This is a genomic window from Serratia sp. FDAARGOS_506 (genome assembly GCF_003812745.1).
GTDB lineage: Bacteria > Pseudomonadota > Gammaproteobacteria > Enterobacterales > Enterobacteriaceae > Serratia.
The window spans coordinates 1,513,187-1,528,503 of sequence record NZ_CP033831.1; the positions used below are offsets into that span (position 1 = coordinate 1,513,187).

Genomic DNA, 15,317 nt, shown 5'->3' on the forward strand with positions numbered 1-15,317 from the left:
GCCCTGAAAACCTAGGCTCCCGGCGTCGCATCCGGCGCCCGATCCAACACCCACTGCAACGGCCGCCTGAAGCGCGCCTGCCAACTGCCGGCGGCATCCTCGCCCTGGGCGAAATGCAGCGTCTGCACCTGATTATCCTCTCCAAACAGATTGGCGAAGTGTAACGCCAGCGCCTGCTCGCTGAAGTTCTGCCGGTCGTAATACGCCATCACGATTTTCTTTTGCGCCGCCAGCGACTGCTGGGCCGGTTTTATCTCGCCGCTGGGGGCGATCAGGAGCGCACCGGCATAAAACTGCGGGTATTTCGCGATCAGGTTGGCGGCGTGCAGTGCGCCCTGGCCGCGGGCGCTGAGGTAAATCCGCCGGGTATTCAGCTTTAGCTGCGGAGCCAACTGTTGCACCGTACGCTGAATGGCGGTTTGGGTGCTCTCGTCGCTGTAATTCGACCAGCGGAAGCTGTTTTCCGACAGCATCTGAGTGCCGTTGATCTCGATGTAGGCCACGCCCATTTCGCCGAACAACAGTCGTTCTTCGGGGCTGATGGCGGCGGCTTTACCGTAGGTATGCAGGAAGATCACCGTTGGCCAGCCTTCGGGCGGTGCTTCGCCGTCCGGCATCGCGTAGCTGGCTTTGCCTTCATAGTGGCGTGCATGCTGCAGATAGCGCGCTTTAGTGGCGGCCAGGATCGATTGGTAGGTGGCGGAGTGCTGGATGCTGTTGAAGGCGTCGTCCTCCAGCAGGTTATAGTAATACCACAGGCCGCGGTCGGCGCTCAGCTGCAGGTAGCGCTCCGCCAGCTCGGTTTGCCCTTTCTCTGCCGACGACACCGCCAGCTGGTAGGGCGCCCAGACGTTGCGGCCATCTTCACGCATCAGCGTCAGGTACAGCGACATGGCACCTAACTTTTTATCTTCCTGGCTTTGCGCGGATCGCGGCAACTGGGCGTTGAGTGCGCTGTGTGCGGGCAGCTCCAGCGGCTCTTCACCGGCGGGATAACGCAGGTCTGCGGCAAAAACGGGACTGGTGATGGAAATAAAAAATAACGCTAAAATGAAAAAATACATGATGCTATTGCTTTTATTTTCAATAAATTGACGGACTTCATGTCCTGCTGCGGCGCCCGGTGGGCGCCGCGAGATCTTCATTCCACGCGGCGAATAAAATCGCTGAACGCGGACAGCTGGCCGGTCAGGAAATCCAGCGTTCCCTGATCGCTCAGTTCACCGGCCTGTTCATCGACCTTGCTCTGGATCACGCCGCCCATAAACTCAGGCTTGTTCATTACCATCGCATCGAGGAACACCAGGATCTGGCGCAGGTGGTATTGGCAGCGTGCGCCGCCGATCGGCCCCATCGAACTGGTTTGAATGGCGACCGGCTTGCCGGCCAGGGGCTGATTCGGCAAACGCGACAGCCAGTCGATGGCGTTTTTCAAGCCGCCGGGCACGGAATAGTTATATTCAGGGGTGACGATGATCACGCCGTCGGCCTGGCGGATCTGTTCGGCGATCGCTTCGACCGCGGCAGGGAAACCTTCACCCTGTTGCATGTCGGCGTCATACAGCGGGATATCGCGGATAGAGGGTAGCGCTTCAATGGTGACGCCCTGTGGAGCCAGGCCTGGCAGGGCGCGGGCTACCATGGCGTTGTAGGAGCCTTTGCGCAGGCTGCCGAGCAGAGTGACGATTTTTAAGGCTTGGTCTGACATGGTGATTCTCCCTTTCGAATGAGCAGATTCAGCGTACAACATGGGCGAATAGTAGGCTAAAGCGCTGGTCGAGAATAGGCGATTGCTCAACATTTAGCTGTTTTTACAATTTAATCCAGCAACTCGTGCGGTAAAGGCCGTTTTATCCGTTTTGCGTCGCGTTAACCGGGTGTCGTCAGGCCTGTCAGTTTAACGAAGCGCGAGGACGCCGCCGGGCTGCGCGGCGAGATTTCCCCGTCTTTCTGTAGGCCGCGGCGCTCTTCGTAGTGCCAGCACAGCAGGCGATCCAGCCCAGGGCTGCCGGCGCAGGCCCAGCTCAGGTATTCGTCGGCGTCGCTCATCACCTGAACATCCGGCGTAGCGCTGGAGCGCAGGTGGCCGGAGAAGGGATGCAGACGCAGCGTAGATTGGCCGCTGTTGCCGAGGCCGGAAATTTTCAGCACGCTTTGCCGAATGCTCCACAGCTGAGTTTCCGCCTCCAGCCGATCGTCCTGCGCACCGATCCAGGCACTTTCCGCCGGCGTCTGATGCGCGTGTTGCAGCGCGCTTTGCCGGGTGCCGCGCGCCCGCATCACTTCGATATCCAATCCGACTTTGCCCTCGTCGCTGAGCAGCACGCCCACGGTGTTGCTGGCGTAAGCGAGGCTGAAATCCGGCAGCTGATGATCGGCGAAACAGGGGCGGCCGGTCGGAGTTGTGGCGATGGAGGGCAGCGTTGGCAGGCCATACAGGTAGAACATCATTTCGGCGAGCAGAATGCGCCCTTGCAGGAAGCGCGTGCGGCGTTTAACGGAAAAGGTGCGGGTGGCGGCTATCACTTCGTCGGAGAGTCTCTGGGTATCCAGGACAGCGGAGGCCGGGGTCCATCGGGCAAAATGACACGCCATTGTTCACTCCATTACAGAGGGTCGCTAAGAACGCAGGGGTGTTAGATTAAGATTAAGTTGAGGATTTATCATCAAAAAACACTATGCGTTTTATCCGATTTGTTGTCGATTTCAATCATGAGCGGCGCCGGCGTTATTCCAGGATCCAGCTATCGCCGGTGGCCGGCGCGATCCCTGCCGGCAACCAGAATCGGCCCCAGGCGCCGGTACAGTGACAGCCCATGATTTTTTCCGGCTGATGCTGCCGCAAAAAACGGCGGACGCGCCAGAGCGTGCGCGGGGAAGCGCAGCGCAGGTGAAAACCGCCGATCAAGGCGTGGATCCGATCGATCCCAGTGATTTTCTGGCAATGGCGCACGATATTGACGATCCCGCGGTGCCCGCAGCCGGTCACGATCACCAGACCGCGATCGGATTTGTAAATCAGCACTCCTTCGTCGATCACGTAATCCACCGCCGCGTTTTCCCCGGCGATCACCCCGTAGGCGCGCGGGGCGGGCACCGCGATCTCGCCTGACCACATAAAGCGATCGCCGATCGCCAGCGGTTCGCGGCTGTAGTGCATGCGGTGGCGCGAGTAGTCGATATCCAAAGAGAGCTTTTTGATTTTCCGGGTGTGGCCCAGCACCTTCAGCGCCGCATAGCGCTCATCACCGACTTGCGGGTGACAGATGATGCGGCTGTTGTCCGGCAGCCAGGCGACGCCGCCGCAGTGGTCATAGTGGCCGTGGGAGAGCAGCGTCGCGGTAATGCGCGAGAGATCGACGCCCATCAGCGCCGCATTGCGCAGAAAGCTGTCGTCGGGGCCGGTATCGAACAGTATGGACGTCGTCTCATCCTCAATCAGCAGGCTTAGCCCGGCCTTGGCCTGCAATAATGGGTTGGCGCCGGCAGCGCGGCGGTTTTCCAGCAGTACCTTGAGGGTTAATGCCATGTTGACTCGTTCCTGAGAAAGATTCCTGACTTTTCAGTATAGCGTGGAGGGCGGTAGCGGCTCTGTGAGCCGGCGCGCAGAGCGAGCGCGGAAAAGAAAAACGGCCGGAACAAGGGGGACCCGGCCGTGAAAACGCCTGGCGGCGTTATTTCCCGATACAGAAGCTGGAGAAGATGCGGCCCAGTAGGTCGTCGGAGGTGAATTCGCCGGTGATTTCGCTCAGGGCCAGCTGCGCCTGGCGCAATTCCTCGGCCAACAGCTCGCCCGCGTAAGCGCTCACTAACTGTTCTTTGCCCTGCACCAGGTGCTGCGCGGCCAGTTCCAGCGCCTGCAGATGGCGACGACGCGCCAGGAAGCCGCCTTCCATGTTGCTGGTGAAACCCATGCTCTGTTTCAGATGATCGCGCAGCACATCGACGCCTTCGCCGGTGCGGGCCGACAGGCGAATAAGTGAGTGGTTGTTCACTTCCGTCAGGCCCAGCGTTTCACCGGTGATGTCGGCCTTATTGCGTACTACGGTGATCGGCAGCGTGCCCGGCAGGCGCGCCATAAACTCCGGCCAGATCTCCGCCGGCTCGGTGGCGGCGGTGGTGGTGCCGTCAACCATAAACAGCACCCTATCAGCCTGTTCGATCTCGTTCCATGCACGTTCGATGCCGATACGCTCAACTTCGTCGCTGGCATCGCGCAGGCCGGCGGTGTCGATGATGTGCAGTGGCATGCCGTCGATATGGATATGTTCGCGCAGGACATCGCGGGTGGTGCCGGCGATATCGGTAACGATCGCTGCCTCACGCCCGGCCAATGCATTGAGCAGGCTGGATTTACCGGCGTTGGGGCGCCCGGCGATCACCACCTTCATCCCTTCGCGCAGCAGGCTGCCCTGGCGCGCTTCGCCGCGCACGCTGTCCAGATCCGCCATCACGTCGTTGAGCTGCGCCTCGATTTTACCGTCGGACAGGAAGTCGATTTCCTCGTCGGGGAAGTCGATCGCCGCTTCCACGTAGATTCGCAGGTGAGTGAGCGCTTCCACGAGCTGGTGGATGCGGGTGGAGAAGGCGCCCTGCAGCGAGTTCATCGCCGAACGTGCCGCCTGCTCGGAGCTGGCGTCGATCAGATCGGCAATCGCTTCGGCCTGCGCCAAATCGAGTTTGTCGTTGAGGAAAGCGCGTTCGGAGAACTCGCCGGGCCGTGCGATGCGCACGTTGGGCAGCGCCAGCACGCGCTTGAGCAACAGATCGAGGATCACCGGCCCGCCGTGGCCCTGCAGCTCCAGCACGTCTTCGCCGGTAAAGGAATTCGGCCCCGGGAACCACAGCGCGATGCCCTGATCGAGGGTGGCGCCGGTGGCGTCGCGGAACGGCAGATAGTCAGCGTAGCGCGGCTTCGGCAGCTTGCCGAGCAACGCCTGGGCGACGTCTTTGGCCTGGCTTCCGGAAATGCGCAGAATGCCGACGCCGCCGCGTCCCGGCGGGGTGGCTTGGGCTACGATGGTATCGGTGGTGCTCATAACGGTTCTCTCTGACGATTAAGATGCAAAAAGGCGGTCTAATGACCGCCTTTGGTGTGACTGCAAGGGTCGGCGCGCCGAACCCCTACAATACGCTTAGCTTTTTTTCTTGTCGCGGCTGTGCAGACCGCGTTTTTCCAGACCACGGTAAATCAGCTGCTGCTGCAGGATGGTCACCAGGTTACTGACGATGTAGTACAGCACCAGACCGGACGGGAACCACAGGAAGAACACTGTGAAGATCACCGGCATGAAGGTCATGATTTTCTGCTGCATCGGGTCAGTCACGGTGGTCGGCGACATCTTCTGAATGAAGAACATCGTCACGCCCATCAGGATTGGCAGGATGTAGTACGGGTCTTGCGCCGACAGGTCATGGATCCACAGGGCGAACGGCGCGTGGCGCAGCTCAACCGAACCCATCAGCATGTAGTACAGAGCCAGGAAGATCGGCATCTGAATGATCAGCGGCAGGCAGCCGCCGAGCGGGTTCACTTTCTCCGCCTTGTACAGCGCCATCATCTCTTGGCTCATGCGCTGTTTGTCATCGCCGATGCGCTCGCGCATCGCCTGCAGCTTCGGCTGCAGCATGCGCATTTTCGCCATCGAGGTGTACTGCGCCTTGGTCAGCGGGTACATGATGCCGCGCACGATGAAGGTGATGATGATGATGGAGAAGCCCCAGTTACCGATAAAGCCGTGGATGAACTTCAGCAGTTTGAACAGCGGCTGGGAGATGAACCACAGCCAACCGTAATCCACGGTCAGGTCCAGGTGCGGCGCCAGCTGGGCCATCTGATCCTGCAGCTCCGGGCCGACCCACAGGGTCGCGTTCAGCTGTTGCTGAGCGCCCGGCTGCACCACGACCGGCGTAGATTTGAAGCCGATGGTGGACAGGTTGTCGCCCGGTTTGGCGGTGTAGAAGGTGTTGTCACCCTTGGTCGCCGGTACCCACGCGGTGGCGAAGTACTGTTGCAGCATGGCAACCCAACCGTCTTTGGTGGTGACGTTCAGGTTTTCGTCTTTATCGAATGCGTATTTCTGGTACTTGTCATCGCTGGACGAATACGCCGCGCCACGGAAGGTGTGCAGCGCGAAGTTGCTGCTGCCGGTGTCGCGGTGCTTAGGCAACTCGGTGGTCTGCTTCAGCTGACCGAACAGGGTCAGCTCCAGCGGCGTCGCGCCTTTGTTGTCGATGCTGTAATCCACGCCGACCGCATAGTGATCGCGTTTGAGCACGAAGGTCTTGGTATAGACCGCGCCGTCTTTATCGGTGTAGGTCAGCGGGATGCGCAGCTCGTCCTGGCCTTCCGGCAGGGTGTAGCTGTCCTGCGCCGCCTGATACAGCGGGCGTTCGCCGTTGGCCGGGTTGTCCGGGCCGTTTTTACCGGTCAGGCCGCTTTGCGCCTGATAGACGAACGACGGAGTGGTTTCCAGCAGTTGGAACGGAGTCGATGAACCCAGAGTATCCGGGTAGGCCAACAGTTTAGCCTGCTCGATATCGCCACCACGGGTATTGATGGTCAGTGACAGCACGTCGGTGTTCACGGTAATCAGCTTACCCTGACCACTGGCTGGCACGGCCTGGCTGGCGGCATCACCGGCTACTGCGTTCGAAGTCTGTTGCGTGGTCTGTGCGGCCGGCTGCGGAGCGTTGTCCGTTTGCCATGCCTGCCAGATCATGAAAGACACGAACAGCAGAGCGATGAGGAGAAGATTGCGTTGCGAATCCATCGTTAGTGTTCTCTGTTATCGTCGGTTTTTGGCGGCACCGGATCATCGCCACCTGGGTTCAAAGGGTGGCATTTTAATACGCGTTTCAATGCTAACCAACTGCCTTTTATCATGCCAAACCTGCTTAATGCCTCAATTGCGTAATGAGAGCATGTCGGCTGGAAGCGACAACGAGGCCCTAGCAGCGGACTGATGACGAGCTGATAGGCCCGTACCAGCCCGATCAGGATGCGGGAGCCTGGCGACAGTGGCGACGCCATAATTTATCCAAAGCTTCCGTCAGCGCGCGGTTATCCAAATCCGCTATCCCTTTTTTGGCCACCACGACAAAATCCATCGCCGGTAATTCGTGCTGGCGCAGGCGGAAGCTTTCGCGGGTTAGGCGTTTGATCCGATTACGCTCGTGCGCGCGTTTGACGTGTTTTTTGGCGACGGTAAGACCGATGCGGGGATGCCCCAGCTGGTTCAGGCGGCCGAGGATGGTGATTTGCGGCGTGCCAGCCCGTTGTGGCTGCTGGAAGACGAAAGTGAAATGAGTGGGAGTTAACAAACGTAACTCCCTGGGAAAAGCGAGCTTAACCACTCAGCGGGTTAGCTTTATTACTTAGAAACAGTCAGACGAGCACGGCCTTTCGCACGACGGCGGGCCAGAACTTGACGACCATTTTTGGTGGCCATACGAGCACGGAAACCGTGGCTACGGTTGCGCTTCAATACGGACGGTTGGAAAGTGCGTTTCATAGCGATTTCTACCTAAACTTAAAATAATTACTGATCAGTAAACGCGTTTGGCTACTCGGCGTGAAGATGACCGACGCCTCAATCGCAATACATAAAGAAGCGGGATTGTAATAATTGTACAGTCCTGAGTCAATTCGCATCGCGCCAGCCTACCTGGTTGTCTGCCAATAACGGAACAAAATCCGGTCTTGGCCCGTGGTCACCGCAGAATCCTGTCTGGCTAATGACGCACCATAAGGAACCAGGTATCACACGTAGGGCGAAGATTATACGGACTCGGGGTGAAATCGCAAGGATCCCGGTGAGATCCTTTGCGCGCCATTCCAGGATCCGGCGTGGATAACAGGGTATAACCGGTTGACAATGTAAAAAACGCGGCGCAGTGGCCGGGATCTGCGCGGTCATTCGGCGCTGGCGGTGAAAAGATCGCCGCCGGCCGCGGCCTGTGGATAAAATGGATCTAATCTGTGAGGAAGGGGAGGATCTCTTGCGCGGATTGCGCTATGATCCGTCATTCCGATCGCGATCCCTCATGCCGGGATCGTGAGGGACACAAACCGTGAAAGGCGGTTCGCATCCCCCACAGGCAAACAGCCGATGCCGGGTATGTGTCAAAAATCATGAGTTATAAAAAAGTTGCCCGTTTCTTTTCTTTATTGATCTTGTTCGAGTGGAGTCCGCCGTGTCACTTTCGCTTTGGCAGCAGTGTCTTGCCCGATTGCAGGATGAGTTACCTGCCACAGAATTTAGTATGTGGATTCGCCCATTGCAGGCGGAACTGAGTGACAACACCCTGGCGCTGTACGCGCCTAACCGTTTTGTGCTGGATTGGGTTCGCGATAAGTACTTAAACAACATCAATGGTCTGCTGAATGATTTCTGCGGCACGGATGCGCCTTTGCTGCGTTTTGAAGTCGGCAGCAAGCCGATCACGCAGGTGATTAGCCAGACCGTGACCGCCACCGTCAGCAGCGCCCCTGCGGCCCCGGCGGCGCGCACGGCTGCGCCTTCTCGCCCGAGCTGGGACAACGCGGCGGCGCAACCCGAGCTCTCTTACCGCTCCAACGTCAACCCTAAACACACCTTCGACAATTTCGTCGAAGGTAAGTCCAACCAGCTGGCGCGCGCGGCGGCCCGCCAGGTGGCGGACAATCCGGGCGGCGCCTATAACCCGCTGTTCCTGTATGGCGGCACCGGCCTGGGTAAAACTCACCTGCTGCACGCGGTCGGCAACGGCATCATGGCGCGCAAGGCCAACGCCAAAGTGGTCTACATGCACTCGGAACGCTTCGTGCAGGACATGGTCAAAGCGTTGCAGAACAATGCCATTGAAGAGTTTAAGCGCTACTACCGTTCGGTAGACGCGTTGCTGATCGATGACATCCAATTCTTCGCCAACAAGGAGCGTTCGCAGGAAGAGTTCTTCCATACCTTTAACGCCCTGTTGGAAGGCAATCAGCAGATCATCCTGACTTCGGATCGCTACCCTAAAGAGATCAACGGGGTGGAAGATCGTTTGAAGTCCCGCTTCGGCTGGGGGCTGACGGTGGCGATCGAGCCGCCGGAGCTGGAAACCCGCGTGGCGATCCTGATGAAAAAGGCCGACGAAAACGACATTCGCCTGCCGGGCGAAGTGGCGTTCTTCATCGCCAAGCGCTTGCGCTCCAACGTGCGTGAGCTCGAAGGGGCGCTGAACCGCGTGATCGCCAACGCCAACTTTACCGGCCGGGCCATCACCATCGATTTCGTGCGCGAAGCGCTGCGCGATCTGTTGGCGCTGCAGGAAAAGCTGGTCACCATCGACAATATTCAAAAGACGGTGGCTGAGTATTACAAGATTAAAGTCGCGGATTTGCTGTCCAAGCGGCGTTCGCGATCCGTTGCCCGCCCGCGCCAGATGGCGATGGCGCTGGCGAAGGAACTCACCAACCACAGCCTGCCGGAAATCGGCGATGCGTTTGGTGGCCGCGACCATACCACGGTGTTGCACGCCTGCCGGAAGATCGAGCAGCTGCGTGAGGAAAGTCACGACATCAAAGAAGATTTCTCCAATTTAATCAGAACATTATCTTCATAGCGCTATGAAATTTATCGTTGAACGTGAGCATCTGCTAAAACCGCTGCAACAGGTGAGCAGCCCGCTGGGCGGCCGCCCGACCTTGCCGATCCTGGGCAACCTGCTGCTGCAGGTGACGGAAGGCTCCCTGCTGCTGACCGGCACCGATCTGGAGATGGAGATGGTGGCGCGCGTCGCCCTGTCCCAACCGCACGAGCCGGGCGCGACCACCGTGCCCGCGCGCAAATTCTTTGATATCTGCCGTGGCCTGCCGGAAGGGGCGGAGATCGCCGTCACGCTGGAGAGCGAGCGCATGCTGGTGCGATCCGGCCGCAGCCGCTTCTCGCTGTCCACGCTGCCGGCGGCGGACTTCCCGAACCTGGACGATTGGCAGAGCGAGGTGGAGTTCACCTTGCCGCAGGCGACGCTGAAGCGCCTGATCGAAGCCACCCAGTTCTCGATGGCCCATCAGGATGTGCGTTACTATCTGAACGGCATGCTGTTTGAGACCGAAGGTGAAGAGCTGCGCACCGTCGCGACCGACGGTCACCGCCTGGCGGTGTGCTCGATGCCGATCGGCCAACAGCTGCCGTCGCATTCGGTGATCGTGCCGCGCAAAGGGGTGATGGAGCTGGTGCGTCTGCTGGACGGCGGCGATTCGCTGCTGCAGCTGCAGATCGGCAGCAACAACATCCGCGCTCACGTCGGCGATTTCATCTTCACGTCCAAGCTGGTTGACGGCCGTTTCCCTGACTATCGCCGCGTCTTGCCGAAGAACCCGGACAAAACGCTGGAAGCCGGCTGCGATCTGCTTAAGCAGGCGTTTGCCCGTGCGGCGATTCTCTCGAACGAGAAATTCCGCGGCGTGCGGCTGTACGTCAGCCAGAACCAGCTGAAGATCACCGCCAACAACCCGGAGCAGGAAGAGGCGGAAGAGATCCTCGACGTCAGCTACGATGGCGCGGAGATGGAGATCGGCTTCAACGTCAGCTACGTGCTGGACGTGTTGAACGCGCTCAAGTGTGAAGACGTGCGCCTGCTGTTGACCGACTCGGTCTCCAGCGTGCAGATCGAAGACGGCGCCAGCCAGGCGGCGGCCTACGTTGTCATGCCAATGCGGTTGTGATCGATATCCGGGCTATCTTGCTTGCCATTTTACGCTTGGGCAGTGCTCGCAATCCTCACGTACTCTGTGTACGCTCCGGTTGCTGTGCGCTGTCCGCACGTAAATTGCCTGCGCCGATAACGCCCTTACATTGAGCGTAGTTTCCCGGTGATAGAGTTGGCATGGCATTAACGCGTTTATTGATTAAAGACTTCCGCAATATCGAGGCAGCGGATTTGGCGCTGGCGCCGGGATTCAACTTCCTGGTCGGCGCCAACGGTAGCGGCAAGACCAGCGTGCTGGAAGCGGTATATACGCTCGGCCACGGCCGCGCCTTTCGCAGCCTGCAGGCCGGCCGGGTGATCCGCCACGACCAGCCGGAGTTCGTACTGCACGGCCGCATCGAAGGCACGGAGCGCGAGCTGTCGGTAGGATTGAGCAAGAGCCGTCAGGGTGACAGCAAAGTGCGCATCGATGGCAGCGACGGCCACAAAGTGGCCGAGCTGGCACAGCTGCTGCCCATGCAGCTGATCACCCCCGAAGGTTTTACCCTGCTGAACGGCGGGCCGAAATTCCGGCGCGCCTTCCTGGACTGGGGCTGTTTTCATAACGAACCCGGTTTTTTCACCGCCTGGAGCAACCTGAAACGGTTACTGAAGCAGCGCAATGCCGCGCTGCGCCAGGTGAGTCGCTATGCGCAGATCCGTGCCTGGGATCAGGAACTGATCCCGCTCGCGGAGCGCATCAGCGAATGGCGGGCGGAATACAGCGACGCGATCGCCGCGGATATCACCGCGACCTGCGCGCAGTTTCTGCCTGAATTCGCCCTGAGTTTCTCCTTCCAGCGCGGCTGGGACAAAGAGAGCGACTACGGCGAGCTGCTGGAGCGCCAGTTCGAGCGCGACAGGGCGTTGACCTATACCGCGGTGGGGCCGCATAAAGCGGACTTCCGCATTCGTGCCGATGGCACGCCGGTAGAGGATTTGTTATCGCGCGGTCAGCTTAAACTGCTGATGTGCGCGTTGCGCTTGGCGCAGGGTGAGTTTCTCACCCGGCAGAGCGGGCGGCGTTGCCTGTATCTGATTGATGATTTTGCCTCCGAGCTGGACACCGGCCGTCGCCGGTTGCTGGCCGATCGCCTGAAAGCCACCCAGGCCCAGGTTTTTGTCAGCGCGGTCAGCGCTGAACAAGTGACCGACATGGCCGGTGAAAAGGGCAAGATGTTCCGCGTGGAACAGGGTAAAATAGAGGTTCAACCACAGGACTAAAATGAGCGAGAAACGTTGATGTCGAATTCTTATGACTCCTCAAGTATCAAGGTATTAAAAGGGCTGGATGCGGTGCGCAAGCGCCCGGGCATGTATATCGGCGATACCGATGACGGCACCGGTCTGCACCACATGGTATTCGAGGTTGTGGACAACGCTATCGACGAAGCGCTCGCGGGCCACTGTAGTGACATTCAGGTCACCATCCATGCCGACAACTCGGTATCGGTACAGGATGACGGCCGCGGCATTCCGACCGGCATTCACCCGGAAGAAGGGGTTTCAGCCGCAGAGGTCATCATGACCGTGCTGCACGCCGGCGGTAAATTCGACGACAACTCCTATAAGGTTTCCGGCGGCCTGCACGGCGTGGGCGTCTCAGTGGTTAACGCCCTGTCGGAGAAACTGGAGCTGGTGATCCGCCGCGAAGGCAAAGTGCACGAACAAACTTACAGCCACGGCGAGCCGCAGGCGCCGCTGACCGTGGTGGGCGAAACCGAACAGACCGGCACCATGGTGCGTTTCTGGCCGAGCCACCAGACCTTCACCAATGTGACCGAATTCGAGTACGACATTCTGGCCAAGCGTCTGCGCGAGCTGTCCTTCCTCAACTCCGGCGTGTCTATCCGCCTGAAGGACAAGCGCACCGACCGTGAAGATCACTTCCATTACGAAGGTGGCATCAAGGCGTTTGTCGAGTACCTGAACAAGAACAAAACCCCGATCCACCCGAACGTGTTCTACTTCTCGACCGTGAAAGACGATATCGGCGTGGAAGTGGCGCTGCAGTGGAACGACGGTTTCCAGGAAAACATCTACTGCTTCACCAACAACATTCCGCAGCGCGACGGCGGCACGCACCTGGTCGGTTTCCGTACCGCGATGACCCGTACGCTGAACAGCTACATGGAGAAGGAAGGCTACAGCAAGAAGGCCAAGGTCAGCGCCACCGGTGATGACGCGCGCGAAGGCCTGATCGCCGTGGTGTCGGTGAAGGTGCCGGATCCTAAGTTCTCTTCTCAGACCAAGGACAAGCTGGTCTCTTCCGAGGTGAAAACCGCGGTTGAAACGCTGATGAACGAGAAGCTGGTGGATTACCTGATGGAAAATCCGGGCGACGCGAAAATTGTGGTCGGCAAAATCATCGACGCCGCGCGCGCGCGCGAAGCGGCGCGTAAAGCGCGTGAGATGACCCGCCGCAAAGGCGCGCTGGATCTGGCCGGCCTGCCGGGCAAGCTGGCGGACTGTCAGGAACGCGATCCGGCGCTGTCCGAACTGTACCTGGTGGAAGGGGACTCCGCGGGCGGCTCTGCCAAGCAGGGGCGCAACCGCAAGAACCAGGCTATCTTGCCGCTGAAGGGGAAAATCCTCAACGTCGAGAAAGCGCGTTTCGACAAAATGCTTTCCTCGCAGGAAGTGGCGACGCTGATCACCGCGCTGGGTTGCGGCATCGGCCGCGACGAGTACAGCCCGGACAAGCTGCGTTACCACAGCATCATCATCATGACCGATGCCGACGTCGACGGTTCGCACATCCGTACGCTGCTGTTGACCTTCTTCTACCGCCAGATGCCGGAAATCATCGAGCGTGGCCACGTGTTCATCGCACAGCCGCCGCTGTACAAGGTGAAGAAAGGCAAGCAGGAGCAGTACATCAAAGATGACGAGGCGATGGATCAATATCAGATCGCCATCGCGATGGACGGCGCCACGCTGCACACCAACGCCAGCGCGCCGGCGCTCGGCGGTGAGCAGCTGGAAAAACTGGTGGCCGAGCACTATAGCGTGCAGAAGTTGATCGGCCGTATGGAGCGCCGCTACCCGCGCGCGCTGCTGAACAGCCTGATCTATCAGCCGACGCTGAACGAAGGCGATCTGAGCGATGAAGCCAAGGTGAAAGCCTGGATCGCTTCACTGGTGCAGGCGCTGAACGACAAAGAGCAGCACGGCAGCAGTTATGACTTCGTGATCTTCGAGAACCGCGAGCGCCAGATGTTCGAGCCGGCACTGCGTATCCGTACCCACGGCGTGGATACCGATTATAAGCTGGACTTCGACTTCATCCACGGTGGCGAATACCGCAAGATCTGCCAGCTGGGCGAGAAGCTGCGCGGGCTGATCGAAGAAGGTGCGTTCATCGAGCGCGGCGAGCGCCGTCAGCCGGTGGACAGCTTCGAACAGGCGCTGGAGTGGCTGGTGAAAGAGTCCCGCCGCGGCCTGTCGGTGCAGCGTTATAAAGGTCTGGGCGAGATGAACCCGGAGCAGCTGTGGGAAACCACCATGGATCCGGAAAGCCGCCGCATGCTGCGCGTGACCGTCAAGGACGCCATCGCTGCCGATCAGCTGTTCACCACGCTGATGGGCGATGCGGTTGAACCGCGCCGCGCCTTTATCGAAGAAAACGCCCTGAAAGCGGCGAACATCGACATCTGATGCGTTAATGGCCGCAAAAATCCGCGCCGGGCGACCCGCGCGGATTTTTTTTACGCCTTTTTTGGCGCTGACAGCCGAGGCTGAAACGCGTTAGCATGGGGAAAAACCACTGGGAGAAGCGTTGAATGGCTATTGAACTGATTGCGATCGACATGGACGGCACGTTGCTGGATCCGCAGCACCAAATCACGCCGGCGGTAAAGCAGGCTATCGCGGCAGCGCGGCGCAAAGGGGTGCACGTGGTATTGGCCACCGGGCGGCCTTATGTCGGCGTGCAGGACTATCTGCGCCAATTGGACATTCAGGGCCCCGGCGATTTTTGCATCACCTACAACGGCGCGCTGGTGCTGCGTGCGGTCGACGGCGCCTGTATCCTGCAGGAAACTCTGGGTTTTGAGGATTACCTGCACTTCGAGCAGATGGCGCGCGAGTTCGGCGTTCACTACCAGGCGTTTGATTTCGATACCCTGTACACCCCGAACAAAGACATCGGCAAATACACCATACACGAGGCGGAAATGACCGGTATTCCATTGAAATACCGCAGCGTGGAGGAGATGGATCGCCAGATGCGTTTCCCGAAAGTGATGATGATCGACGAGCCGGCGCTGTTGGACCGCGCTATCGCGCGTATCCCGGCGGAAACACGCGAGCGTTATACCATCCTGAAAAGCGCACCTTATTACCTCGAAATCCTGCATAAGAACGTCGATAAAGGCGCCGGGGTGAGAATGCTGGCCGAGCATCTCGGCGTGGCACGGGAAAACATCATGACGCTGGGGGATCAGGCTAACGACACGGCGATGATCGAATATGCCGGCGTCGGCGTGGCGATGGGCAACGCCATTCCCGAGCTGAAAGCGGTGGCGCAGTTTGTCACCAGCGCCAATACCGAAGACGGCGTGGCGCGCGCCATCGAGAAGTTCGTGCTCAACGTCTGA

The 15,317-nt window shown here is 59.4% G+C and carries 14 protein-coding genes; 5 read left to right on the top strand and 9 right to left on the bottom strand.

Annotated features, from left to right (window positions below; genetic code table 11):
- Window positions 1-11: 11 nt before the first annotated feature.
- The 9 genes from EGY12_RS07450 to rpmH all read right to left on the bottom strand — a co-directional run bounded on the left by EGY12_RS07450 (window position 12) and on the right by rpmH (window position 7,514).
- Complete coding sequence (locus tag EGY12_RS07450; RefSeq protein ID WP_123893017.1) at window positions 12-1,064, bottom strand: hypothetical protein; 1,053 nt, start codon at window positions 1,062-1,064, stop codon at window positions 12-14.
- Window positions 1,065-1,141: 77 nt separating this feature from the next.
- Window positions 1,142-1,708, bottom strand: a complete 567-nt coding sequence (locus tag EGY12_RS07455; RefSeq protein ID WP_025304752.1) for an NADPH-dependent FMN reductase — start codon at window positions 1,706-1,708, stop codon at window positions 1,142-1,144.
- 161 nt (window positions 1,709-1,869) lie between these two features.
- On the bottom strand, window positions 1,870-2,595 hold the full coding sequence (locus tag EGY12_RS07460) for a 4'-phosphopantetheinyl transferase superfamily protein (protein WP_123893018.1): 726 nt from the start codon (window positions 2,593-2,595) through the stop codon (window positions 1,870-1,872).
- Between the two features lie 133 nt (window positions 2,596-2,728).
- Window positions 2,729-3,529 carry an MBL fold metallo-hydrolase gene (locus EGY12_RS07465; RefSeq protein ID WP_123893019.1) on the bottom strand — a complete coding sequence of 267 codons (801 nt, stop codon included), beginning with the start codon at window positions 3,527-3,529 and terminating at the stop codon, window positions 2,729-2,731.
- Window positions 3,530-3,674: 145 nt separating this feature from the next.
- Window positions 3,675-5,039 carry a tRNA uridine-5-carboxymethylaminomethyl(34) synthesis GTPase MnmE gene (mnmE, locus tag EGY12_RS07470; protein WP_123893020.1) on the bottom strand — a complete coding sequence of 455 codons (1,365 nt, stop codon included), beginning with the start codon at window positions 5,037-5,039 and terminating at the stop codon, window positions 3,675-3,677.
- Between the two features lie 96 nt (window positions 5,040-5,135).
- Window positions 5,136-6,773 (bottom strand): membrane protein insertase YidC, encoded by a 1,638-nt coding sequence (yidC, locus tag EGY12_RS07475; RefSeq protein ID WP_123893021.1) that lies wholly within the window; start codon window positions 6,771-6,773, stop codon window positions 5,136-5,138.
- A 2-nt stretch (window positions 6,774-6,775) separates the two neighbouring features.
- A complete protein-coding gene (gene yidD, locus EGY12_RS07480) occupies window positions 6,776-7,033 on the bottom strand; it encodes a membrane protein insertion efficiency factor YidD (RefSeq protein WP_004933881.1) in 258 nt (85 codons plus the stop codon).
- A complete protein-coding gene (gene rnpA, locus EGY12_RS07485) occupies window positions 6,997-7,356 on the bottom strand; it encodes a ribonuclease P protein component (RefSeq protein ID WP_004933883.1) in 360 nt (119 codons plus the stop codon). The genes yidD and rnpA overlap by 37 nt, the downstream gene beginning before the upstream one ends.
- Window positions 7,357-7,373: 17 nt before the next feature.
- Window positions 7,374-7,514, bottom strand: coding sequence for a 50S ribosomal protein L34 (gene rpmH / locus EGY12_RS07490; protein WP_000831330.1), 141 nt, complete (start codon window positions 7,512-7,514; stop codon window positions 7,374-7,376).
- A 682-nt stretch (window positions 7,515-8,196) separates the two neighbouring features.
- Here rpmH and dnaA point away from each other — a divergent pair.
- From dnaA to yidA, 5 genes are all read left to right on the top strand, one after another.
- Window positions 8,197-9,591, top strand: coding sequence for a chromosomal replication initiator protein DnaA (dnaA, locus tag EGY12_RS07495; RefSeq protein ID WP_123893022.1), 1,395 nt, complete (start codon window positions 8,197-8,199; stop codon window positions 9,589-9,591).
- 4 nt (window positions 9,592-9,595) lie between these two features.
- Entirely contained in the window at window positions 9,596-10,696 is a 1,101-nt protein-coding gene (gene dnaN, locus EGY12_RS07500; RefSeq protein WP_004933892.1) for a DNA polymerase III subunit beta, read from the top strand.
- 161 nt (window positions 10,697-10,857) lie between these two features.
- Window positions 10,858-11,943, top strand: a complete 1,086-nt coding sequence (gene recF, locus EGY12_RS07505; protein WP_033636531.1) for a DNA replication/repair protein RecF — start codon at window positions 10,858-10,860, stop codon at window positions 11,941-11,943.
- Between the two features lie 18 nt (window positions 11,944-11,961).
- The gene (gene gyrB, locus EGY12_RS07510; protein ID WP_123893023.1) at window positions 11,962-14,376 is read left to right on the top strand and encodes a DNA topoisomerase (ATP-hydrolyzing) subunit B; all 2,415 of its coding nucleotides are present in this window, start codon (window positions 11,962-11,964) and stop codon (window positions 14,374-14,376) included.
- 125 nt (window positions 14,377-14,501) lie between these two features.
- On the top strand, window positions 14,502-15,317 hold the full coding sequence (gene yidA, locus EGY12_RS07515) for a sugar-phosphatase (protein ID WP_123893024.1): 816 nt from the start codon (window positions 14,502-14,504) through the stop codon (window positions 15,315-15,317).